The following is a 22559-nucleotide window of genomic DNA, read 5'->3' on the forward strand; positions in this document are numbered from 1 at the left end:
GAGTCCTCAAGCCGCCGCCTCGCCCTCGTCCGCCCTGCGCAGCACTGCCACCGGCTGTGCCCAAGGGCTGCCGGGCCGGCGCTTGCTGGTGACCAGCGTGAGCTCGGAGGGCTGGAAGACATTAATGTTGTGGGTCACCGGGGTGGTCAGCACGTACTGCGCGCGGGTGGCCTTGAGGAAGGCACTGACCTTGTCGATGTTGAAGATGTCGAGATGGGCGAAGGGCTCGTCGATGAAGACGAAGCCGCCGGGGCGGTGCTCGTCGCGCATCAGGGCCACCAGCAGCAGCAGGGATTTCATCACCTGCTGGCCGCCCGAGGCCTCGCCGTCATCCATGCCGATCCAGCCCTTCTTGTCGAACTCGAAGCGCACGATCAGGCCGGACTGCGCCAGCGCGAGATCGTCGCGGCCGAACTCGGGCAGATCGACTTCGACGCCGATGCCGGCCAACTCGGCAAGGTGGCGCAGATTGCGCGCGTACTGGCGCAGGGTGGCGCGCAGCACGCTCAAGTAAGCGCCGCGCGCTTCCTCGGTGCTCTTGCGCGCGCGCTCGGCGTGCGCGCCGCGGCGTTCGAGGTCGGTCTTCAGCGCCAGATGGTCGTCGGCCAGCTTGTCGCGCAGGCCGAGCACGTTGTCGTCGGTTTCCCAGTGGCCCTCGCGCAGGCGGGCTTCGAGACGATCCACTTCGCGACGCACGGCTTGCGGCGTCTCGTAGGCGTCGCGCAGTTCGGCGAGTGCGGCGACCGTGCGCTTCTCGAACGGGATGCCGGCGCGCTTCTTGCGAAAGGCGATCAGCCGCTGCAGCTGCTCCTGGCGCGCGCCCAGCAGAGTGCGCTCGGCCTCGCTGCGCTGGCGCTCCTCCTGCTTGAGTTCGGCATCCAGACGATCGCGCTCGCGCGAGTTCTGCTGGCGGCGCTGCTGGGCTTCGGTGAAGGCCGATTCGGCCGCGGCGAAGGTTTCGGCGGCGCGCAGCACCGCGGCCTCCAGCAGCTCGCGCTGGCTCTCGGCTTCGGCGAACTCTTCGGCGCGCGCGGTGAGCTGGGCACCGGCCTGGCTGCCCTTGAGCTGGGCTTCGATCTCGTTGATGCGCTGGCTGAGCATTCGGCGCTCATCGACCAGGGCCAGCAGGCGCGATTCCAGTTCGGCCAGGCGTGACTCGCCCTCGCGCAGCTGGCGCTCGCGTGCGGCGGTGCCGAAGTAGCTGTCGTCGACGCCCAGATGGCGGCCGCCGCGACGCTCCTTGTAGTAGCCCGCCGGCGTGATCCACTCCTGCTCGCGCGGCAGGTGCGCGCCGTGTTTGACCTCGTCGACGCGCTGGATGCGCTCGAGCTGGCGCGGCAGCCACTCGGGGGGCAGGGCGGTGAACTCGACCACGTCGAGCAGGCTGCCGGGCGTGGCCTTGCCGACCGGGGCGCGGTCGGCGACCACGAAATGCTTGTAGCGCAGGCGTTCGCCGATGGCCCAGGCCGCTTCGCGGTCCTTGGCGTCTTCCAGCAGCACCACGTGGCGATAGCCGGCCAGCACGCCCTCGACCGCGGCCTGCCAAGTGGAGTCCGTGATCTCGACGATCTCGCTGAGCATGCGGTGGGCGATGCCGGCGCGATCGAGTTCGGCGCGGAACTGGCTTTCGAACTCGGGCACGTAGCGACGGCCGCTGCGCCAGGCCTGCAGGCGGCTCTTCAGCGACTCCAGCTCGCGATGGGTCGACTGTTCTTCGCTGCCCAGCGCGCCTGCCTTGGCGCGCAGGCTTTGCGCTTCTTCGCTGAGCGCGCGTACGTCGACCTGGTCCTGGGTTTCGAGCTGCGCATTGAGGCGATCGCGCTGCTGCAGCACCACCGAGTTGGCGGTATGCGCCGCACGCGCGCGCTCCAGCGCTTTCATCGCCGCCTGGCGGGCTTCCTCGGCCGCGCCCTGTTCGGCGCGCAGGCGCAGTTCGCCCTCGTCGCATTCGGCGATCAGGTGCACCAGCTCGCTGCGCTCGGCCAACAGTTCGCGCGCCTTGCGCCGCTGCACCGCCAGCTGCGGCCGCGCGTTGCGGATCGCCGCCAGCTGCTCGGCCAGCTCGACCCGCGGCAGCACGTCGATCATCAGGTCCTGGCGCTCGCGCTTCAGCGCCTGCCACTCGCCGTAGGCGCGGGCGCGGCCTTCGGCGGCCTGCAGGCTGACGCCGAGCAGGTTGAGCTGGTGGTTGAGCGAGGCCAGTTCGCGTTCGGCTTCTTCCTGCTCGTTGCGGGCGCGCTGGTAGTCGTCCAGCGTGGCCTTGTCGCCGAACACGTCGAACACAAGATCGAGCAGGGCGCGCGGCGACAGCTGGCAGAGCTTGTCGGTCGCGCCCTGTTCGAGTGTGAGCACGCGGCGGATGGCGCCGGACAGCCCGGCCGCTTCGAGGCGGATGCGGTAGTCGCGCAGGCCGATCCACTCGCCGCGCTGGTCGGCCTCCTCGATGCTGGCCGAGCCGGCGAGGATGGCGAACTGCCGCGTCCACTCGCCGCCCTTCTTCTGGATGCGGCAGAACAGGGTGGCCTGGCTGTCCATCACCGGGAAGAAGGGCCGCGCGCCGGTCGGGCCGGGCGTGTTGCCGACCACCGCGCGCAGCCAGGCGAAGGGCTTGCCGTTGTGGCGCAGATAGCTCTTGAAATCGCGGTTGCCGGCGCAGTCGATGGTCAGTAGGGTGCGCAGGGCATCGAGCAGGGTGGTCTTGCCGGAGCCATTGGGGCCCACCACGGTGATGATGTGGGCGTCCATCGGCAGGCTGAAGCGCTCCCAGTAGTCCCAGTGGACGACTTCGAGCTCGCGGAATTCGAACATGGCCTCAGGCTCCCTGCGGGCTGCTGTCGGTGCCGGCGTCCATCGCCAGCGGCGCGTTCCAGCCGGCGTCACCCACGTCGGCATCGGGCAGCGCGATCTCTTCCTCGTCGGACGAGTGCAGCGGCGCTTCGGCGAGGCGGATCGCTCGCTCGGCGCGCGCGGCCGGGCTCAGGATGTCAGCCAGTGCGCCATCGAGGATGCGGCGGCTGGTGCGCTCGTAGTCGAAGGCCAGATCGAGCAGCGGGCCTTCACTCAAGTCACCGGCGCGACGCTGGATGAAGCCATGCCGCGCCAGCACGCCCAGGTTGACGTTGACTGCCATCTTGCCGCCCAGCTTGTCGGCGAAGTCGGCGATCAGGGTGCGTTCGCTCAGCGTCGGCGACACGCCGGCGTGCACCGGGATGGGCTTCTCTTCCGCGAACATCTGCGCCTGCTGCGCGCTGGCCGAGTCGGCGTCCTGCCGCTCCACCTGACGCTGGCGCTTGGGCAGGATGATCAGCGCCCACAGCACCACCAGCAGCGCCATCGCATTGCGGTCCAGCTGCAGCTGGTTGGACAGCCAGCCCTGGTCTACGGCGAAGATCGCCTTCTCCTGCGCGCGCGCCAGCGCCACGCCGATGTGGGCGGCATAGGGATGCTCGCGCAGCACCAGTCCCGCGGCTTCGAGGCGCTTGTCGAGGTCGGCGCGGAAGGGCTCGTCGAGCAGGGCGCGACGCGCCAGTTCGTCTTCGCGCGGCAGCCAGCGCTGCGCCAGCAGGCGCGCGATCAGGGTGGCGACTGGGTCCTGCATCATTCCTCCGCGGGGGCCACGAGCGGCCGCACGTCACCCGCGCTCATCAGCGCGATGCCGCCGCGCCCGCGCAGGTCGATCTTGTCGTTGCTGAAAGTGACGCGCAGCGAAAGCCGCGCGATGTCCGCCGCCGGGCCGTCGAGCGCAGCCGATTCCGGATCGCCCAGCAGGCCGAGCAGGGACAGCCGATAGGCGCTGGCGGCGTAGTCCTCGCTGGGCACGAGCTTCGACAGCGCGGTCTCGCGCCGCACCTCGCCCAGCTCGTCGCGCCAGCGCTGCAGGCGGCTGGTGTCCTCGGTTTCGATCGGCAGCGCATCGGTGCGCGGGGCCTTGGCGCCATCGGGCAGAGCGGACACCAGCTGGGCCGCACGCTCGCGGTCGACCAGCTCGAACTCCGCCACGTCCAATGCGATCTGGTCCTGGATGAAGGCCGGGCGTGGCGGGGCGGTCCACAGCTCCTCGGCGAACTCGGCCAGACGCTCGGCGCTCTGCTCGCGCAGCCAGCCGACCAGGTCGGACGAGGACAGGCCCGACTGGCCCAGATGGATGCGGTCGCGGTCGATCTGGTTCAGCGCCCGCGCGAACACGCTGGCCTGGCGCAGCAGGGCCGACTGCGCGCGGCCGACCGCTTGCGCCAGGCGATGGGTGCTGGGGTCGAGATCGAGGTCGGGATCCGCGGTGATCTTGCGCACCACGTCCGTGCCGCGCTCGACCCACTGCCAGACCTGGTCGAGTCGGGCGGAAGCCGCGCGGATGCGGTACTCCGAGCCCGAGAGTACGGCGCGGTCGAAGTCGTCGCGCAGCTCGGTCAGGCGCGAGAGCAGGTGCGACAGCTCGTCCGAGGGCACCACGCCCACCGCCTGGCTGGCGGCGATCTGGGCGGTGAGGTAGCCGACGCCGTCATGGTCGAAGGCCTCGAACTCCAGCAGGGTGGACAGCGCGGCCAGCGTCTTGCGGCCCAGCGGGCTGACCCGATAGCGCTGGATCTCGGGCTCCCAGACCACCAGCTCGTGGTCCTTCAGGCGGCCGAGGATGGTGTCGAGCTTGACCGGGTCGATGTAGCAGAGCTGCTCGCGGACCTCGGCCGGGCTGATGTCGGGCGGGTCGATGCGTGAGCCGAGCGCACGCAGCACCAGCAGCCGCGCCAGCACGCCGCCTTCGCCGCCGTGGAACAGGGCCGAGAAGGCGCGCAGCAGCTCGCGGCCTCGCAGCAGCAGGGCCAGCCCCGGCAGCTCCTCGGCGCTGAAGCCGGGGACCAGGAAGTCGTTCAGGCGATCGTCGGGGGATTCGGTCACGGAAATCGGCAGGCCGCCGGCGGGCGCGGCGGCGTAGGGTGGTGCAAAGTCCGGTGGGCTGCAAGCCGATTTCCCGGGGCCGAAGCGGGCAGGGGAGTTGCTATGCTGTCGGCTGTTTGTCCATGTGCGCGGCCTGCCCTTTGTGATCGAGATTCCCGGCTACCGTATCGACCGCCCGATCGGCCGCGGTGGCATGTCTACGGTCTACCTGGCCCTGCAGGAGTCGGTGCAGCGCGAGGTCGCGCTCAAGATCATGTCCGGCAGCCTGCTGGGTGACGAGGAGTTCGGCGAGCGCTTCCTGCGCGAGGCGCGCATCGCCACCAGCCTGCGTCACCCGAACGTGGTCCATGTCTATGACGTGGCCCAGCACGGTGAGCACCACTACATGGCGATGGAGCACCTGCCCGGCGGGCCGGTGATCCAGCGCCGCGGCCCGCGGCGCGACTACCGCTTCGCCCTGCGGGTGATCCGCGAGATCGCCAGCGCGCTCGACTATGCGCATAAGCGCGGCGTGGTGCACCGGGACATCAAGCCGGACAACATCCTGCTGCGCGAGGACGGTAGCGCGGTGCTGACCGATTTCGGCATCGCCCGCGCGGGCGATTCGATGCGCATGACCCGCACGGGCGCGATCATCGGCACGCCGCACTACATGAGCCCGGAGCAGGCCCGCGGCCAACCGCTGGACGGTCGCGCCGACCTCTACAGCCTGGGCGTGGTGTTCTACCAGCTGCTGATGGGCGAGGTGCCGTACCAGGCCGATGACTCCGTCGCGGTCGGCATCATGCACATCACCGCGCCGCTGCCGCGCCTGCCGCAGTCGCTGTCGGAGCTGCAGCCGCTGTTCGATCGCCTGCTGGCCAAGGAGCCCGATCAGCGCTTCGCCAGCGGCGCCGAACTCGTCGCCGCCCTGGAATCCCTTTCAGCGCTGGACCTGGTGCTGCCGGAACCGGCACCGCGAGGCCGCAGCCCGCGACCGCAGGTGTCGGACACGACGCCGACTTTAGTGACCCCGCCCGAGGCGCGTGCCGCGAGGTCGGCCTCGCGCGCGGAGGGCCCTTCGCTGGGGGCCATGGATGCGATCCGGTCACGGGACACCGGGCCGCGACCGCGCGTAGCCTCCAGGCCTGCATCCCGTCGCCGCGGAGCCTCGCGAGGCGGCTGGCGCTGGGCCGTCTGGCTGCTTCCTCTGGTCATCGCGCTTGCTGCTGGCCTGGTGTTCCAGGAGCGGCTGCGTCCGCTGTGGAGCGGCTCCGACCGCAGCGAACAGCTGACGCGCGCAGAGTCAGCGCTACAGGCCGGGCGCCTGCAGGATGACGAGAACGGCCCGGGCGCGCGCAGCCTGTACAACGCCATCCTCGCCGCCGAGCCCGATCACGAGGCGGCACGTGAAGGCCTGCGCCGCGTTGGACGCGCACATCTCCAGCAGGCGCGTCAGCAGCTGCAGGCGGGCGTTACGGACGCCGCCAGGCGCGAGCTCGAACTTGCGCGCACGCTGGGCGTGGGGCGCGAGGAACTCGCGGTCGTCGAGGCGGCACTGGCCGACGCTGGCGAACGTCAGGACGGAATGCAGGAGCTCTCGCGTCGCATCGATGCCGCTGCGGAGGCCCTCGCGGCCGGCCGTATCGAGGAGCCCGTCACCGGCGCGATCGCGCTGTACCAGCAGGCGCTTGCGCTGGATGCGGCCAATCCGGTCGCCCGTGCCGGGCTGCGCGAGGCGCTCGCGCCGGTGTTGACCGCAGCGCGCGCTGACATCGACGCGGGTCGCTTTGCCGAGGGCGAGGCACGCATCGCTGTGGTGACGCAGGTCGATCCAGCCAATCTGCAGCTGCCCGAGCTGCGCGCTGCGCTGGCTGAAGCGCGCAAGGGCCGGGCCGATCAGATCGCAGCGCAGCTCCAGCTGGCGCGGCAGCGCAGTGCCCGCGGGCAGCTGACGACGCCCGTAGGGCAGAGCGCGCAGGACGCGTTCCGCGCGGTGCTTGCCCTGGATGCGGACAACAGCGAAGCGCGCGAAGGCTTGCGACGTCTCGCCCAGGACCTGCTGCGGCGCGCGGAATCGGCGAGCGCCGACTTCGATTTCGAGGCTGCCGAAGCCGCGCTGGACGCCGCCGCCCTGTTGACGCCGCCGCCAGCCGGGCTTGTTCGCGCGCGCGAGCGCATGGAAGAGGCGCGTCGCAACTACAGCCGTGTCGCCGGCGGCTCGACCAGCGACCCGGCCCGCGTGGACGCGCTGATCGCCGAGGCCGAGGCGGCCATCGCGCAGGGTCGCCTGCTGCAGCCGCCTGGCGAGAGCGCCTATGACAGCCTGCGCGCGGCGCTGGCCTTGGCGCCGACAGACAGCCGTGCGCGCACCCTGATGCAGGGCTTGCCCGCGCAGGCGCAGGCGCGCTTCGATGCCGCGCTGGCGGCCAGCCGGCCCAATGACGCCCTCCGCTATCTGGAGGGCCTGCAGGTCGTGGCACCGGGGTCGGCGGAGCTGGCGTCCATGCGCCAGCGCCTGGCTGCTGCCTATGTCGGCGTTGCCAGCGAGCGGCTGGGCCGAGGCGAGATCGCGTCGGCGCGCCAGGCCCTGGAGCGTGCCGCCGAGCTTGAGCCCAACCACATCGAGCTGCCGGCGCTTCGGGCCCGTCTGGAGCAGGCGGGAGGTTGAGCGCCCGCGAAAAAGAGCTATCGGCCTGGTGCGGCCGCCGCCGGACGCCGGTGGCAGCGGCGCTTTGGGCGAACTCAGCCGCTGTGCGGGAGCAGGAACAGACCCGCCACGCGGCGGCCCTCCAGCGCGAGCAGGTTGTAGGTGCGCGCTGCGGCGCTGTTGTCCATGGCCTCAAGGCCGACGCCGCGGCCGAGGAAGGCGGCCAGCAGCGCCGGCGGCGGAAAGATCTGGCGCTCGCCGGTGCCGAGGATGAGCACCTGCGGGGCGTAGCCCAGGATCTCCGCCACCAGCGCCTCGCCGATATCGGCAGGACGCTGTGCAGGCACCTTGTCGCGCACCCTGTCCGGCATCAGCAGCAGGCTGTCGCGGAACTCGGCGTCGTCGATGCGGATCGCATCCGCGGACACCCAGCGGACGGTGTAGAGGCCTTCCTGTCGATCTTCGGCGAGCGGCATGGGCGCGAGTCGGCTCGTGCGATGGGAGCGGGGCCAGCCTAGCGCGGCAGGCTGATCTGCGGCCGTTCCTTGGAACGCCGGAACAGGGTCGCGATATTGCCGATCCGCTGCACCAGGTTGCTGCGCGAACGCAGCACCAGCTCGGCGACGATCTCGTCGCGCGCATCGCGGTCGTCGGCTGCGATCTTGACCTTGACCAGCTCGTGGTGCTCCAGCGCGAGGTCGAGTTCGGCCAGCACGGCATCGGTGAGGCCTTTGCCGCCGACCATGATCACCGGCTTCAGGCCGTGGGAGAGCCCGCGCAGGTAGCGCTGCTGGGAGTTGCTGAGCTTCTGGAACATGCGTGGTCGTGTCCGGGATTCGGATGGAGCGGGCTGTGGGCTTGCGGGAGCTTCCGGCATCGCGGCCGAAGGCAGTGCGACGACGCTGGATGCCGCCGCGCAGCGGGCCTGGACAGGCTCCAGCCATGGCGGCAGCACGGTCGCGGACAGGTCCCGTGAAGGCGCACAGGGTATCATGCGGCCCCGCAAGCACCCGCCGGGTGCGCAGCGCCCCGTCACCCACATCGAGTCCGGCCCGGATGAACCGCAGCAAGAGCAGCCGGCGCTGGCTGGCCGAGCATTTCGCCGATCCGTACGTGAAGCGCGCCCAGAGCGAGGGCATGCGTTCGCGTGCGGTCTACAAGCTGGAAGAGCTGATCGAGCGAGACCAGCTGATCCGCCCCGGCATGGTGGTGGTCGATCTCGGTGCGGCACCCGGCGGCTGGTCGCAGCTGGTGCGCCGCGAGCTCGGCGAGCGGGGGCGGGTGATCGCGCTCGACATCCTCGAAATGCCCTCGCTCGCTGGCGTCGAGTTCATTCACGGCGATTTCAGAGAGCCGGAGCCACTGTCCCGCCTCGAAGCCGCACTGGGCGGACAGCTGGCAGACCTTGTCCTCTCCGACATGGCGCCCAATATGAGTGGCATGTCGGGCGTCGACCAGCCGCGCAGCATGCATCTGTGCGAGCTGGCCCGCGATTTCGCCGACCAGCACCTGCGGGAAGGCGGTACCCTGCTGATGAAAGTGTTCCAGGGGCAGGGCTCCGATGCCTTTCTCAAGGACCTGCGCCAGCGCTATGCGAAGGTGCAGATCCGCAAGCCGAAGGCGTCACGCAACCGCTCCCCCGAGATCTACGCGCTCGCCACCGGCAAACGGGGCGGCGCAAACGAGGCCCGAGAATGAATGACCTTGCCAAGAATCTGCTGCTCTGGGTGGTGATCGCCGTCGTATTGATGGCTGTATTCCAGAGCTTCACCCCGCGCGCCGGTTCCAACGAGCCGGTGAGCTACGACCGCTTCATCCAGCAGGTCCAGAATGGCGAGATCGCCAAGGCCATCCGCGGCGAGGATCGGGTCACCATCCATGTCGAGCGCAAGGACGGCACGCGTTTCACGACCTTTGACCCGGGTGATGCCTACTTCGTATCTGACATGATCAAGTACGGGGTCGAGACCCGCGGCACGCCGCCCTCGGGCCCGGGACTGGGCACGGTGCTGCTCTCGATCCTGCCCTACATCATCTTCATCGGCATCTTCATCTTCTTCATGCGCCAGCTGCAGGCCGGCTCCGGCGGCCGCGGCGCCATGAGCTTCGGCCGCTCGCGCGCCAAGCTGCAGGGCGAGGACCAGGTCAAGATCACCTTCGCCGATGTCGCCGGCTGCGACGAGGCCAAGGAAGAAGTCTCCGAACTGGTGGAGTTCCTGCGCGACCCGAGCAAGTTCCAGAAGCTGGGCGGCCACATTCCGCGCGGCGTACTGATGGTCGGCTCGCCCGGCACGGGCAAGACTCTGCTGGCCAAGGCCATTGCCGGCGAGGCCAAGGTGCCGTTCTTCTCGATCTCCGGCTCGGATTTCGTGGAGATGTTCGTCGGCGTGGGCGCCAGCCGCGTGCGCGACATGTTCGAGCAGGCCAAGAAGCACGCGCCCTGCATCATCTTCATCGACGAGATCGACGCCGTCGGTCGTCACCGCGGCGCCGGTCTGGGCGGTGGTCATGACGAGCGCGAGCAGACCCTGAACCAGCTGCTGGTCGAGATGGACGGCTTCGAGGGCAGCGAGGGCATCATCGTCATTGCCGCCACCAACCGCCCCGACGTGCTCGATCCGGCCCTGCTGCGCCCGGGCCGCTTCGATCGCCAGGTGGTCGTGCCGCTGCCCGACGTGCGCGGCCGCGAGCAGATCCTCAAGGTGCACATGCGCAAAGTGCCGGCCGCGGCTGACGTCGACCCCTCGGTGGTCGCACGCGGCACGCCCGGCTTCTCTGGCGCAGACCTCGCCAACCTCGTCAACGAGGCGGCTCTGTTCGCTGCGCGCGAGAACGCCCGCGAAGTGCGGATGAGCCACTTTGACAAGGCCCGCGACAAGATCCTGATGGGCGCGGAGCGCCGCTCGATGGCGATGAGCGAAGCCGAGAAGAAGCTGACCGCCTACCACGAGGCCGGCCACGCCATCGTCGGCCGCGTCGTGCCTGACCACGACCCGGTCTACAAGGTGACGATCATTCCGCGCGGCCGGGCGCTGGGCGTGACCATGTACTTGCCCGAGCAGGACCGCTACAGCTACAACCGCGTGGCCATCGAAAGCCAGCTGTGCTCGCTGTACGGCGGCCGCGTGGCCGAGGAGCTGATCTTCGGCGCGGACAAGGTCACCACGGGTGCTTCGAACGACATCGAGCGTGCCACCAAGATGGCCCGCAACATGGTCACCAAGTGGGGCCTGTCGGATGAACTCGGTCCAGTTGCCTATGGCGAGCAGGAGGACGAAGTCTTCCTCGGCCGCTCGGTGACCCAGCACAAGAACGTCTCGGACGACACCGCGCGCAAGATCGACGAGGTCGTGCGCGGCATCCTCGACCGCGCCTACCAGCGCACCCGCGCGATCCTCACCGAGAACCTCGACAAGTTGCACGTCATGGCAGATGCGCTGCTGACCTACGAGACCATCGACGCCAAGCAGATCGACGCCATCATGGAAGGCCGCCTGCCGCCGCCGCCGACCGATTGGACGAAGCAGGACAACCCGAGCCCTCCGCGCGACAGCTCAGGTCCCGCTGCAGGTGCGCTGGGTGGCCCCGCCGCCCAGACCTGATTGCAGTTCAAACCACCTGCGAACGCCCGCCACTGCGCGGGCGTTCGCGTTTCAGGCCTTGCCATTCCCCGGAAGCCTTCGATGTTCGACACCACCGACCTTGCCCCCTGTCTCGACTGCCGCGGCCGGCCGCTGCTGCTGGATCGCCCGCGCATCATGGGCGTGCTCAATCTCACGCCCGATTCGTTTTCCGACGGTGGCAGGCTCGCCGACGTCGATGCCGCGCTGTCTGCCGCGCTGCGCATGGTGGAGGAAGGCGCCGACATCATCGATGTCGGCGGCGAGTCGACCCGCCCCGGCGCGCCTGCGGTGGGCGTGCAGGAGGAGCTCGACCGCGTGCTTCCGCTGATCGAGCGCCTGGCGGCTGCGAGCCCGGTGCCGATCTCGATCGACACCTCGAAGCCGGAGGTCATGCGCGCCGCGGTGGGAGCCGGCGCCGGCCTGATCAACGATGTCTGGGCCCTGCGTCGCGAGGGCGCGCTCGAAGCCGCGGCCGAACTCGGCGTGCCGGTCTGCCTGATGCACATGCAGGGCGAGCCCGGCAGCATGCAGGCCGATCCGCAGTACACCGACGTGGTCGCCGAGGTGCAGCGCTTCCTGGCGGATCGCGTGTTCACCTGCGAGCTCGCCGGCATCCCACGCGCGCGGCTGCTGGTCGATCCGGGCTTCGGCTTCGGCAAGACGCTGGGACACAATTCAGCCCTGATGGGGGCTCTGGCGGATTTTGCGAAGGACCTGCCGCCGCTGCTGGTCGGCGTCTCGCGCAAGTCGATGATCGGCGCGATCACCGGGCGCGCGCTGGGACAGCGCATGGTCGGCTCGGCGGTGGCGGCGGTGCTGGCGGCCCAGCGCGGTGCACGCATCCTGCGCGTGCATGACGTCGCCGCGACGCGCGATGGGCTCGCCGTGCTGGCGGCGCTGCCGCCGCGAACTTCCGCACCACGGGCGTTGTCCAAGGCGCCGCTCTGGGGCGACGAGGACTGACGCCGCTGGCGCCTGATGCGCCCGCGCGCGGCCCCCGAGCTCAGGTTGATCGCTGCGTGGCGGTCCCGAACGCACACGGGTATGCTTGTGCGCTTTACGCCGACGCCAAGTGGCGGGCGTTTCACCCAGGAGGTTGTGCATGAAGTTGCGCTGGTTGGTCGTGTCCGTGGCAGTGCTGGGTATGGGTGCCGTGCAGGCACAGGACACCTCCTCGGAGAAGGGCAAGCTGAGCTACGCTATCGGTTACCAGCTGGGCCGTGAAATGGCCGAGCGTGGCGTCGATCTCGACGTCAATACCGTCGTCCGCGGTGTGCAGGAAGGCTTCGCGAAGCGCGATCCGAGCGTTCCGCCGGAAGAGATGCGCGCAGCGGTCGAGAAGATGCAGACCCAGATGCTGGAGCAGGCCCGCGCCGAGTTCGAGCGCGTGTCGGCCGAGAACAAGGCCAAGAGCGAGCAGTTCCTCGCCCAGAACCGCGGCAAGCAGGGCATCCAGAACCTCGCCTCGGGTATCCAGTACCGGATCATCGAGCAGGGCACTGGCGCCCAGCCGACCGCGAACAGCGAAGTGCAGATCCACTTCCGCGGTTCGCTGTCGACCGGTCAGGAGTTCGCCAGCACCTACACCGGCAATGAGCCGGTCACGATGAAGGTTTCGGAAGCGCCGCTGCCCGGCCTGCGAGAAGTGCTGCCGATGATGAAGACCGGCTCGCGCTGGGAAGTCTTCCTGCCGCCCGACCAGGGCTATGGCGACAACCCCCGTTCGCCGGTGGGGCCGAGCCAGGCCGTGGTGTTCGACGTCAAGCTGGTCAGCGTCAAGTAAGACCCGGAGCCTTCCGGATCGCGCCGGCCGTGGCGCGTCCGGACCGCCGCCAGCGGTGGCGGCTTCCTCGGGCTTGAGGCTTCACGGACAGGGGGCGCTGCGTCGGCAGCCGCCCCCTCTTCGTTTGTCGAGCTCACGCGGATGACACATCGACGCGCGCACGGCATGCGCCGGGCCGGCTGGGGCACGCGCAGGGGCTGGGGCAGGGTGCGCCGCCCGTCGATACTTGCAGCATTCCAGAGGAGTTGAATCGAGATGAGTGCCACTGCGGTGCCGGTATTGAGCCCGTGCATCGGCCTGTGCGAACTGGGGCCGGACGGCCTCTGCTTGGGCTGTTTGCGTACAGGTCAGGAGATCGCGGGCTGGCTCAGCTTCAGTCCTGCCCAGCGCGAGTACCTCATGGACTTCGTCCTGCCTGATCGCGCTGCGACGCCGCGCCGTGTCTGAGTGGAACCTGCCCGCCTCCGAGCTTGACGCGCGCATCGCGCGCGCGCTGTACGGCCTCGATACGCCGCCACGAGACCCGCCGCCGGTGCCTGCGGATCTTGCCGATCTGATTCCGCCCGTCGAGGCACTGCGTCCGGCTGCCGTGCTGGTCGGCCTGGTGGACCGCGGCCGTGGCACCCAGGTGATCCTCACCAAGCGCACCGAAGCGCTGGCACATCACCCGGGCCAGGTCGCATTCCCGGGTGGGCGTCACGATGCCGCCGACGGTGGCCTGCTGCAGACTGCGCTGCGCGAGGCGTGGGAGGAGATCGCCCTCAGCCCCGAGCATGCGCTGCCGCTCGGCTACATCGATCCACTACCGACCTTCACCGGCTTCCTGGTGCTGCCGGTGGTCGCCCGGGTGTCTCCTCGGCATGTGTCGCGGCCCGAGCCGGGCGAGGTCGCGGAAGTCTTCGAGGTGCCCCTGGACTTCCTGATGGATCCGTCGAACCTGCGCGTCGAACACGGCCTGCTCGCCGGACGACCCCGCCAGACCTGGCGGTTCGACTTCGCCGGCCAGCGCATCTGGGGCGCGACCGCGGCCATGCTGCTCAATCTGCGCGAAAGGTTGCGGGCCGCTTCGGCGGATTGAGGCCCAGCGCGCGTGCGGCGCGATTGCGGCGCGATTGCGGCGGGAATTGGCCCGGTTTGCGCCCGCTCGGGCGTGACGCACTGCTTTCCGAATCCGAGCCCTGGGCGGTATGGTGCGCAGCTGTCATTCGCGGCTCGGCCACGGGGAGAAGACACGGCAATGGATTGGACCACCCTGGTCAGCGCGGAGGATCTGCGCGCCCACTTCGATGCGCCTCAGCTGGCGATCGTCGACTGCCGCTTCGACTTGCGCGAACCCTCGGCGGGCGAGCGCGCATTCGCGCTCGGCCACATCGCCGGGGCCGTCTATGCCCACCTCGAGCGCGACCTCTCCGACCTCTCGCGCAGCGGTCGCGGCCGCCATCCGCTGCCCGACGCCGAGCGCTTCTGCGCGACCTTGGCGCGCTGGGGCATCACCCCGCAGCACCAGGTGGTGGCCTACGACGGCCGCGATGGTGCGATGGCCGCGCGGCTGTGGTGGATGCTGCGCCTGCTCGGCCACCGTCGCGTGGCGGTGCTGGACGGTGGTCTTGACGCGTGGATGCACGCCGGCGGACGCATGGAATCCGGCAGCGCGCGGCCGCGACCGGGCCAGTACCGCGCCCGCTTCGATGTGCGCCAGGTCATCAGCACCGCCGTGCTGGCAGCGCGCCTCGCCAACGCAGGCACCGTGCTGATCGACGCGCGCGCACGCGAGCGCTTCCGCGGCGAGGTCGAGCCGCTCGACCCTGTGGCGGGGCACATCCCCGGTGCGCTGAACCGGCCCTACATCGAGAACCTGAGCCCGGACGCACTGTTCAAGCCGGCCTCGGTGCTGCACGCCGACTTCGAGCGGCTGCTGGGTGGCCGCAGCCCCGGCGACGTGGTGCTGATGTGCGGCTCCGGCGTCACCGCCTGCCACAACCTGCTGGCGATGGAGCACGCCGGCCTGGGCGGGGCCAGCGTCTATGCCGGCTCGTGGAGCGAATGGTGCAGCGACCGCCAGCGGCCGGTCGCGCGCGGGGACCACTGATCCCCGTTCCCACGCACGTTGCGGCTTCGTCGCAGCGTTGCTTTCCGGGCCATCGGCCGGAATCGCAGTCGGGAAATGTGCCGGTCGTCAGTGGCCCGGGGGGCGCAGCTTTCCGCATTGCGAAGTCTTGTAGCAGGCTGAACCGCGGCTGGCCGCAGCGGCCCGGTTCGGGCTATTCTTCGCGGCCTTGCATCCGTGTGGAGGGAGTCCGGCTCGCCGGCGCCACGATGCAGGTCCATTCCCGGAGACCCTGAATGACCCGTCTGATCGAATTCGTGATCGCCCTGCTGCTGGTCGCACTGCTGTTCGTGCTGGTTGGTGTGTTCCTGCCCAGCCACCGCTACGTTCGCCACAGTGTCGAGACCAACCGGCCGGTGCGTCTGGTGTACGACCTGCTGAACAGCTTCCAGCGCTACGACGAGTGGCACCCGAAGCGCCAGCACGATCCCGCGATCCGCTACACCATGGAAGGCGCGCCGCGCGGCGTTGGCGCCATCCTGCGCTACGAGAGCCAGCTGCCGAAGATCGGCTCCGGCAAGTTCGAGGTCACCGAGTCGGTGCAGGACGAGCGCATCGAGTGGGCGGCCGAGACCAATGCCTATGGCACCAACAAGACCTATGTGTTCACCCTGGATGACCGCGGCAAGACCGTCGACATCAACTGGGAATACGACGTCGACTACGGCTGGAACCTGTTCGGCCGCTACGCCGGTCTGTACATCGACCGCACCGTCGGCGACGACATGCGTCTCGGCCTGACCAACCTGACCGGCCTGCTGGCGACCATTCCGAACTTCAACTACGACAATCCGATGGTCGACATCAAGGAGTCGGTCGTGCAGTCGCAGCCGGCCCTGATCCTCTCGACCAGCGCCGATCGCAACATTTCGGCGGTCGAGGAAGAGCTCGACGCGTCGATCACCAAGCTGCGCGCTGCGATCGCCAGCAATGGTCTGCAGGCGGCTGGTCCGCCGCGCCTGGTCACCACCGAGTTCGCCGACAAGAAGTACAGCTTCGACGTGGTCATTCCGGTGACCAACGAGGCACCGGCCCCCGCGCCTGCAGCCGATGCGGTCGAAGGCGAAGCGGTTGCCGAAGCGCCGGCCGCGCCTGCGCCGGTGGTCGACCCTGCCGTGGTTGCCACGCCGATCGAGGGCTTGAACCTGCCGGAAGGCATCGTGTCGGGCGTCACCTACGGCGGCAAGGTGCTGACCACCGACTACGCGGGTCACCCGGCGTCGCTGCCGCTGATCCGCGACATGCTGCGCGCCTATGCGGCTACCCACGGCCTGCGCGTCCACGACCGCGGCTACGAGGAGTACCTCACCGAGATCTCCGAGACCGCCGCCGAGGACTCGACCTTCAAGGTCTACTGGCCGATCCTCTGATCGAAGGGCCGGCCGCCAGCAGGGCTGGCGGCGCTCAAATCCGGACGGGCGCGGAGTGACTCCGCGCCCGTCTGCATTTGTGGGGTGGCCCTTCCTCCAGACGAAAGCGCTGCGCCGGGAACTTTCCTGCTTCGGTGCGGTATTCGCCGGGTCGCGCGCACTCGCTCCCGGAACGCGCCGCGCGACAGGCGGATTCGCCCCACATGACAAGAACAGGACGACATCCAATGATCGAAACGCGAGAGTTGTGCAAACGCTACGGTGACTTCACCGCGGTCGACGGCGTGGGGTTCCGCGTCGAGCCCGGCCAGGTGCTGGGCTTCCTCGGCCCGAACGGCGCCGGCAAGTCGACCACCATGAAGATGATCGCGGGCTTCCTGGCCCCGACCTCCGGCAGTGCCAGCGTCTGCGGCCACGACGTGGCCAATGAGCCGGTGGCTGCCAAGCGCGCCCTGGGCTACCTGCCTGAAGGCGCGCCCAGCTACGGCGAGATGAGCCCGCTGGGCTTCCTGAAGTTCGTCGCCGAAGTGCGCGGCATGTCGACCGCCGACACCCGTCGGCGCATCGACGAAGTGGTCGGACGGCTGCAGCTGGGCAAGGTGCTGAACCAGCCCATCGACACGCTTTCGAAGGGCTTCAAGCGCCGCGTCGGCCTGGCCCAGGCCATCCTGCACGACCCGAGGGCGCTGATCCTCGACGAGCCCACCGACGGCCTCGACCCGAACCAGAAGCACGAGGTGCGCAGCCTGATCCAGTCGATGGCCCGCGAGCGCACCATCATCATCTCGACCCACATTCTCGAAGAAGTGCACGCGGTCTGCTCGCGTGCCATCGTCATCGCCCGCGGCCGCGTGCTGGCTGACGCCACGCCCGATGAGCTGGAAGCGCGTTCGCGCTACCACCAGGCGGTGTCGCTGACCGCAGCCAACCCGGTGGCGCTGAAGGAAGGCCTGGCCCGCATCGAAGGCGTGGCCGCGGTCGAGATCGACCCGCAGGACGGCCGCATCACGGCCTTCCCGCGTCGCGGCGAGCGCATCCTCGACCGCATCAACGACTTCCTGCGCGCGCAAAACGTCAGCGTCAGCGAGATGGCGCTGGAGCGCGGACGTCTCGATGAAGTCTTCCGCCAGATCACCACGCAGTCCTCGCAGCCGCAGGAGGCCCGCGCATGAGCAATCCGACCTTCGCCATTGCCCGCCGCGAGCTCGCGGGCTATTTCGCCACGCCGGTGGCCTACGTCTTCATCGTGATCTTCCTGGCCATGGCCGGCGCGCTGACCTTCTACCTGGGCGGCCTCTACGAGCGCGGCCAGGCGGATCTGCAGCCCTTCTTCGCCTTCCACCCCTGGCTGTACCTGTTCCTGGTGCCGGCGGTGTCGATGCGGCTGTGGAGCGAGGAGCGCAAGTCCGGCAGCATCGAGCTGCTGCTGACCCTGCCGGTGACCATGTGGCAGGCGGTGCTCGGCAAGTTCCTGGCGGCCTGGGCTTTCGTCGGCATCGCGCTGCTCCTGACCTTCCCGATGTGGATCACCGTGAACTATCTCGGTGACCCCGACAACGGCGTGATCTTCGCGAGCTACATCGGCAGCCTGCTGATGGCCGGCGGCTTCCTTGCCATCGGGGCCTGCCTGTCGGCGGCCACGCGCAACCAGGTGATCGCCTTCATCCTCACCGTGGTGGTCTGCTTCCTGCTGCTGCTGGCGGGCTTCCCGCTCGTGCTCGACTTCTTCCGCGCCCTGCTGCCGGCGGTGCTGGTCGATGCGGTCGCCGGCCTGAGCTTCCTGACCCACTTCAACGCGATCTCGCGCGGCGTCATCGACCTGCGCGACCTGCTGTTCTTCGTGTTGACGATCGCGTTCTGGCTGCTGGCCAGCGCCGTGGTCATCGATCTGAAGAAAGCCGACTAAGCCCACCGAAGGAGTCCACCCCATGTCTGTGCTCAATCGACGCGCACTGACCGGCTCCACGCTGGTGGTGCTGGCCGTGCTCTTCATCGCTCTGGTGATGCTCACCGGCGTGCTGTTCCGCGGCGCCCGCGTGGATCTCACGCAGGATCGCCTGTACACCCTGTCCGACGGCACCCGCTCCCTGATCGGCAAGATCGAGGAGCCGGTGAACCTGCAGTTCTACTTCTCCGACCGCGCAGCGGCGAACTATCCGGCCCTGCGCACCTATGCCGAGCGCGTGCGCGAGCTGCTGGAGGAAATGGTCGCGGTCGCCCCAGGCAAGCTGCGCCTGGAAGTGATCGACCCGCAGCCCTTCAGCGAAGACGAGGACCGCGCCACCGCGGCCGGCCTGCAGGCCGTGCCGCTGGGCGGTGGTGCCGACACCCTGTTCTTCGGCCTGGTCGGCAGCAATGCCCTCGATGGCCAGATGGCCATCCCGTTCTTCCAGCCCGACAAGGAGACCTTCCTCGAGTACGACGTCGCCAAGCTGATCAGCGGCCTGTCCGGCCCGGCCAAGCCCAAGGTCGGCGTGCTGAGCGGCCTGAACCTGAGTGGCGGCTTCGACCCGGCGCGCGGCGGCATGACGCCGGGCTGGGTGATCAACGACGAGCTGGGCGGCCTGTTCGAGCTGCGCACGCTGGAGTCCACGGTGTCGCAGATTCCGGACGACATCGAACTGCTGATGCTGGTGCATCCGAAGAACCTGTCGGAGGACACGCTCTACGCCATCGACCAGTTCGTGCTGCGCGGCGGCCGTCTGCTGGCCTTTGTCGATCCGCACGCCGAAGCCGAAGTCGCCGGCGAAGCCGCGGACCCGATGTCGAACATGATGGCGGAGAAGTCCTCCGACCTGCCGAAGCTGTTCGAGGCCTGGGGCATCAGCTACGACCCGCAGAAGGTCGTGCTCGACGCCGAGACCGCCCTGCAGCTGCAGACCCGGCCCGACCAGCCGGCGCAGCGGCATCTGGCCGTGCTGGGTGTCGGCCGCGAGCACATGAACCAGCAGGACATCGTCACCGCCCAGCTGGACGCGGTGAACCTGTCGACCGTCGGTCACTTCGTCGTGCGTGACGACAGCACGCTCAAGCTGGAGCCGCTGATCCAGAGCTCGCTGTCGTCCGCGACCACCGGCGTCGAGCGCGTGCGCTTCCTGCCCGAGCCACGCGAGCTGTTCAACGGCTTCACGCCGAACGCGACCGAGGCCTTTGTCATCGCCGGCCGCCTCACCGGGCCGCTGAAAACCGCCTTCCCCGAGCGCAGCGGCGAGGGCCATCGCGCCGAGACCGAGCAGGCCAGCATCCTGCTGTTCGCCGACACCGACTTGCTCACCGATCGCTTGTGGGTTCAGACACAGCAGTTCTTCGGCCAGCGCGTGATGAATGCGTTTGCCAAGAACGGCGATCTCGTGGTCAATGCCGTCGACAATCTCGTTGGCAGCAGCGATCTGATCGGCGTGCGTGCGCGCAGCACCTCGGCGCGCCCATTCACCCGCGTCGAGGCGCTGAAGCGCCAGGCCGACGACCGCTTCCGCGCCAAGGAGCAGGAGCTGCAGACGCAGCTGACCGAAACCGAGCGCCAGCTCACCGAACTGCAGTCGCAGCGCAGCGCCAACGACGGAGGCCAGCTGCTCTCGGCCGAGCAGCAGGCGGCGATCAAGCGCTTCCAGGACGAGAAGCTGCGCATCCGCAAGGAGCTGCGCCAGGTGCGACGCGACCTCGACCAGGACATCTCGCGTCTCGGCACCCAGCTCAAGGTCATCAACATCGCCGGCGTGCCCCTGCTGCTGACCGTGGTGGCGGTGGCCTTCGCGCTCAGCCGCGCGCGTCGTCGCCGTGAGGAGAGCAAGGTATGAAGCAGAAGCAGATACTTGGCCTAGGCGCGGCCGCCGTCGTTCTGATGGGGCTCGCCGTTTACCTCTCGGAGTCGCGCAAGCCGGCGGCGGAAGCGCCGCTCGCAGGCCCGCTGGCACCTGGCCTCGAAGCCGGCCTTAACGAGGTCAAGCAAGTGGTCGTGCAGGCGGCCGGCGGCGAGACCATCACCCTGCAGCGCGGCGAAGCCGGCTGGGGCGTGGAAGAAAAGCTGGGCTATGCCGCGGATGTCGGCAAGCTGCGCGAGCTGCTGCTGAATCTTGCCCAGGCCCAGCGCATCGAGCCCAAGACCGCCGTCGAGGCTTCCTATCCCGTCCTGGGCGTACAGGATGTGCAGGCCGAAGGCGCCAGCAATGTGCTGCTGCGCGTTGCCGGTGCAGGGCCCGAGCTGGCGGTGATTCTCGGCCAGAACAACAGTCGCGGTGCCGGCACCTTCGTGCGCCTGCAGGGCGACGCGCAGAGCTGGCTGGTCGACCGCAATCTGGCGGCCGAGAAGACCGCCAGCGGCTGGCTGCAGCGCGACCTGATGGACATCGCCGCCAACCGCGTCACCGGCGTCGAGGTGCAGCCGCCGGAGGGCGGCCCGGTGCAGATCGAGGCCAACAGTGGAGGCGAGGGCGACTTCCGCATCGCCAACCTGCCCAGCGGCCGGGAACCCGCCAGCGCCTTTGTCGGCGACGCCACGGCCGGCTTCCTGTCGGGGTTGCGCATCGACGATGTGCGTCGCGCTGAAGGCTACACGCCGGCAGAGGACGCGCAGGCGACCACCGCAAGCTTCCGCACCCGCGAGGGCATGCTGGTTGCGATCAAGGCCCACACCGCGGGCGGCGAGACCTGGGCGAGCTTCGACGTAAGCCTGGACGAGCAGGCCGCCGCCGAGCGCATCCAGGGCGAGCAGGCGCGCGAGGCCATGGCGCACGAGCAGGCGCTCAAGGCCGCGCAGGCGTCGTCCCAGGACGATGTGACTCAGCCAAGCGCCGGCGGCGCCGCCGTTGCGGCCAAAGGGCAAATCGCCGAAGCCGATAGCGCCGCTGCAGACGCATCGGACGCGAACACCCCGGCGCCGAGCACCGCCGCAGTATCCGCCGCCGACCTGCCCGAACCGCCGAAGGCCGTCAGCGATCCCGAGGCCGATCGGGCCGAGCGGATGCAGGCGCTGCAGGACGAAGTCGCAGCGCTGAGGCGCGCCACCGAGGGCTGGGTGTTCAAGATCCCCAGCTTCAAGGCCGACAACCTGCGTCGCGGCATGGACGCGTACCTGAAGCCGAAGGGCTGACGTGGAGAGGGCGCCCACAGGGCTTGCAAACCGCCTGCTGGGCGCCCTCGGCGGCCTCGCCTGCGCGGCGGCCGTCGGTCTCGGTGCCTACGCAAGCCACAGCGCCAGCGGTCAGGCGCAAACTTGGCTGCAGACGGCCTCGCTGTACCTGTTCCTGCACGGGCTTGCCCTGCTGGCACTCAGCCCAAATGCCCGGCGCCGCCACGAGCACGCGGCGCTGGCTGCCATGGCGGCGGGCATGCTGCTGTTCTGCGGCAGCCTGATCGGCGCTGCCCTGTTCGGCTGGCCGACGCGACTGGCACCCATTGGCGGCAGCACCCTGATTCTGGCGTGGCTGGGCCTTGGTTTGGGGCGGCTGCGGCGGTAAGGGCCACAGCAGCCCGCTATCGGCCCGCAGCGTGAAGGTAAGGGAGGGCCAATGCAACGGGTCCCGAGCGTCGAGCCCTCGTTGCCGTCGAGTGCGTGCATCTATCCCTCGTGCAGTCCGGAGTGTGCATCCAGCGCATGCAGCACATGGTTTGTAAGTTCAGCGCCGGGCGGCCATTGATCCACAACATGGTGGCGGGCCGATCTCAGCTCCTGGTGCAGCGCCAAGGGCAGAGAGGCCCCATGATGTAGCCAACGACAAGCATTGAGGTTTTTCTACGGCCTGCGCTGATTTCGGTGCGCAACTTGCGTCGGCTCGGTATTGAACGTGTCCTCGACCCCGACGTTTGGCTTGAGCAGCTGACTCGGCACCTCAACGCCATTATCTCGTTCGCGTCAGCCTTCGTATCTATTCAAGAAATCTGCGTACATCGAAGGCGCGTTCAAGATCTGCGCAGACCAATTCTCGATCTCGAAGGACTCTTCGTAGTCGGACGACGATATGAATAGAACTGCCCGATCTTTGAATCGGTCGAAGATGCCTTCGTCCCTCAATGCCGACATCGCCTTTACCATGGCACGATGAAGCTGTTCGCGGAACTCCGCGAAGCGCCCTTGCTGGGACGCTTTCTGACTTGCGTTGCTTAGGGACCCTCTGATTTATCCCTCGCGCCCGCTACCATAGCGCACCCTCCGCAG

General features: G+C 69.0%; 19 protein-coding genes. 14 read left to right on the forward strand and 5 right to left on the reverse strand.

Going from position 1 to position 22559, the window contains the following annotated elements; translation table 11 throughout:
• Positions 1-6 precede the first annotated feature (6 nt).
• From Q0654_RS09490 to Q0654_RS09500, 3 genes are read right to left on the reverse strand one after another with little or no spacing between them, the layout of a single operon-like run.
• Complete coding sequence (locus Q0654_RS09490) at positions 7-2808, reverse strand: AAA family ATPase (protein WP_298853134.1); 2802 nt, start codon at positions 2806-2808, stop codon at positions 7-9.
• 4 nt (positions 2809-2812) lie between these two features.
• Positions 2813-3598: a hypothetical protein gene (locus Q0654_RS09495; protein ID WP_298853136.1), complete on the reverse strand. Its 786-nt coding sequence runs from the start codon at positions 3596-3598 to the stop codon at positions 2813-2815.
• The gene (locus tag Q0654_RS09500; RefSeq protein ID WP_298853139.1) at positions 3598-4893 is read right to left on the reverse strand and encodes a hypothetical protein; all 1296 of its coding nucleotides are present in this window, start codon (positions 4891-4893) and stop codon (positions 3598-3600) included. Before Q0654_RS09500 ends, Q0654_RS09495 begins: the two co-directional genes overlap by 1 nt.
• 124 nt (positions 4894-5017) lie before the next feature.
• Between Q0654_RS09500 and Q0654_RS09505 the strand changes: the two genes are divergently transcribed.
• Positions 5018-7543: a serine/threonine-protein kinase gene (locus Q0654_RS09505; protein ID WP_298853141.1), complete on the forward strand. Its 2526-nt coding sequence runs from the start codon at positions 5018-5020 to the stop codon at positions 7541-7543.
• Positions 7544-7617: 74 nt separating this feature from the next.
• On the opposite strand, the gene Q0654_RS09510 is transcribed toward Q0654_RS09505, so the two are convergent.
• A complete protein-coding gene (locus Q0654_RS09510; RefSeq protein WP_298853143.1) occupies positions 7618-7998 on the reverse strand; it encodes an MTH938/NDUFAF3 family protein in 381 nt (126 codons plus the stop codon).
• A gap of 38 nt (positions 7999-8036) precedes the next feature.
• Positions 8037-8339 carry a ribosome assembly RNA-binding protein YhbY gene (gene yhbY / locus Q0654_RS09515; protein WP_298853145.1) on the reverse strand — a complete coding sequence of 101 codons (303 nt, stop codon included), beginning with the start codon at positions 8337-8339 and terminating at the stop codon, positions 8037-8039.
• Positions 8340-8578: 239 nt separating this feature from the next.
• On the opposite strand from yhbY, the gene rlmE reads away from it, so the two are divergent.
• From rlmE to Q0654_RS09580, 13 genes are all read left to right on the forward strand, one after another.
• A complete protein-coding gene (gene rlmE / locus Q0654_RS09520; RefSeq protein ID WP_298853174.1) occupies positions 8579-9220 on the forward strand; it encodes a 23S rRNA (uridine(2552)-2'-O)-methyltransferase RlmE in 642 nt (213 codons plus the stop codon).
• Positions 9217-11124: an ATP-dependent zinc metalloprotease FtsH gene (ftsH, locus tag Q0654_RS09525; RefSeq protein WP_298853147.1), complete on the forward strand. Its 1908-nt coding sequence runs from the start codon at positions 9217-9219 to the stop codon at positions 11122-11124. Before rlmE ends, ftsH begins: the two co-directional genes overlap by 4 nt.
• 81 nt (positions 11125-11205) lie before the next feature.
• Positions 11206-12108, forward strand: a complete 903-nt coding sequence (gene folP, locus Q0654_RS09530; RefSeq protein WP_298853149.1) for a dihydropteroate synthase — start codon at positions 11206-11208, stop codon at positions 12106-12108.
• A gap of 139 nt (positions 12109-12247) precedes the next feature.
• Positions 12248-12928 (forward strand): FKBP-type peptidyl-prolyl cis-trans isomerase N-terminal domain-containing protein, encoded by a 681-nt coding sequence (locus tag Q0654_RS09535; protein WP_298853151.1) that lies wholly within the window; start codon positions 12248-12250, stop codon positions 12926-12928.
• Positions 12929-13183: 255 nt separating this feature from the next.
• On the forward strand, positions 13184-13375 hold the full coding sequence (locus tag Q0654_RS09540; RefSeq protein ID WP_298853153.1) for a DUF1289 domain-containing protein: 192 nt from the start codon (positions 13184-13186) through the stop codon (positions 13373-13375).
• Positions 13368-14006, forward strand: coding sequence for a CoA pyrophosphatase (locus Q0654_RS09545; protein WP_298853155.1), 639 nt, complete (start codon positions 13368-13370; stop codon positions 14004-14006). Before Q0654_RS09540 ends, Q0654_RS09545 begins: the two co-directional genes overlap by 8 nt.
• 159 nt (positions 14007-14165) lie before the next feature.
• Positions 14166-15017, forward strand: a complete 852-nt coding sequence (locus Q0654_RS09550) for a sulfurtransferase (protein WP_298853157.1) — start codon at positions 14166-14168, stop codon at positions 15015-15017.
• A 254-nt stretch (positions 15018-15271) separates the two neighbouring features.
• Entirely contained in the window at positions 15272-16405 is a 1134-nt protein-coding gene (locus Q0654_RS09555; RefSeq protein WP_298853159.1) for an SRPBCC family protein, read from the forward strand.
• 227 nt (positions 16406-16632) lie between these two features.
• The gene (locus Q0654_RS09560) at positions 16633-17577 is read left to right on the forward strand and encodes an ABC transporter ATP-binding protein (RefSeq protein ID WP_298853161.1); all 945 of its coding nucleotides are present in this window, start codon (positions 16633-16635) and stop codon (positions 17575-17577) included.
• Positions 17574-18311 (forward strand): ABC transporter permease subunit, encoded by a 738-nt coding sequence (locus Q0654_RS09565; RefSeq protein WP_298853163.1) that lies wholly within the window; start codon positions 17574-17576, stop codon positions 18309-18311. The genes Q0654_RS09560 and Q0654_RS09565 overlap by 4 nt, the downstream gene beginning before the upstream one ends.
• A 22-nt stretch (positions 18312-18333) precedes the next feature.
• The gene (locus Q0654_RS09570; protein ID WP_298853166.1) at positions 18334-20202 is read left to right on the forward strand and encodes a Gldg family protein; all 1869 of its coding nucleotides are present in this window, start codon (positions 18334-18336) and stop codon (positions 20200-20202) included.
• Positions 20199-21494: a DUF4340 domain-containing protein gene (locus Q0654_RS09575; protein WP_298853168.1), complete on the forward strand. Its 1296-nt coding sequence runs from the start codon at positions 20199-20201 to the stop codon at positions 21492-21494. Before Q0654_RS09570 ends, Q0654_RS09575 begins: the two co-directional genes overlap by 4 nt.
• 1 nt (position 21495) lies before the next feature.
• Positions 21496-21861, forward strand: a complete 366-nt coding sequence (locus Q0654_RS09580; RefSeq protein WP_298853170.1) for a DUF423 domain-containing protein — start codon at positions 21496-21498, stop codon at positions 21859-21861.
• Positions 21862-22559: the final 698 nt, after the last annotated feature.

It is taken from the genome of uncultured Aquimonas sp. (assembly GCF_937888285.1).
Lineage (GTDB): Bacteria > Pseudomonadota > Gammaproteobacteria > Xanthomonadales > Xanthomonadaceae > Aquimonas.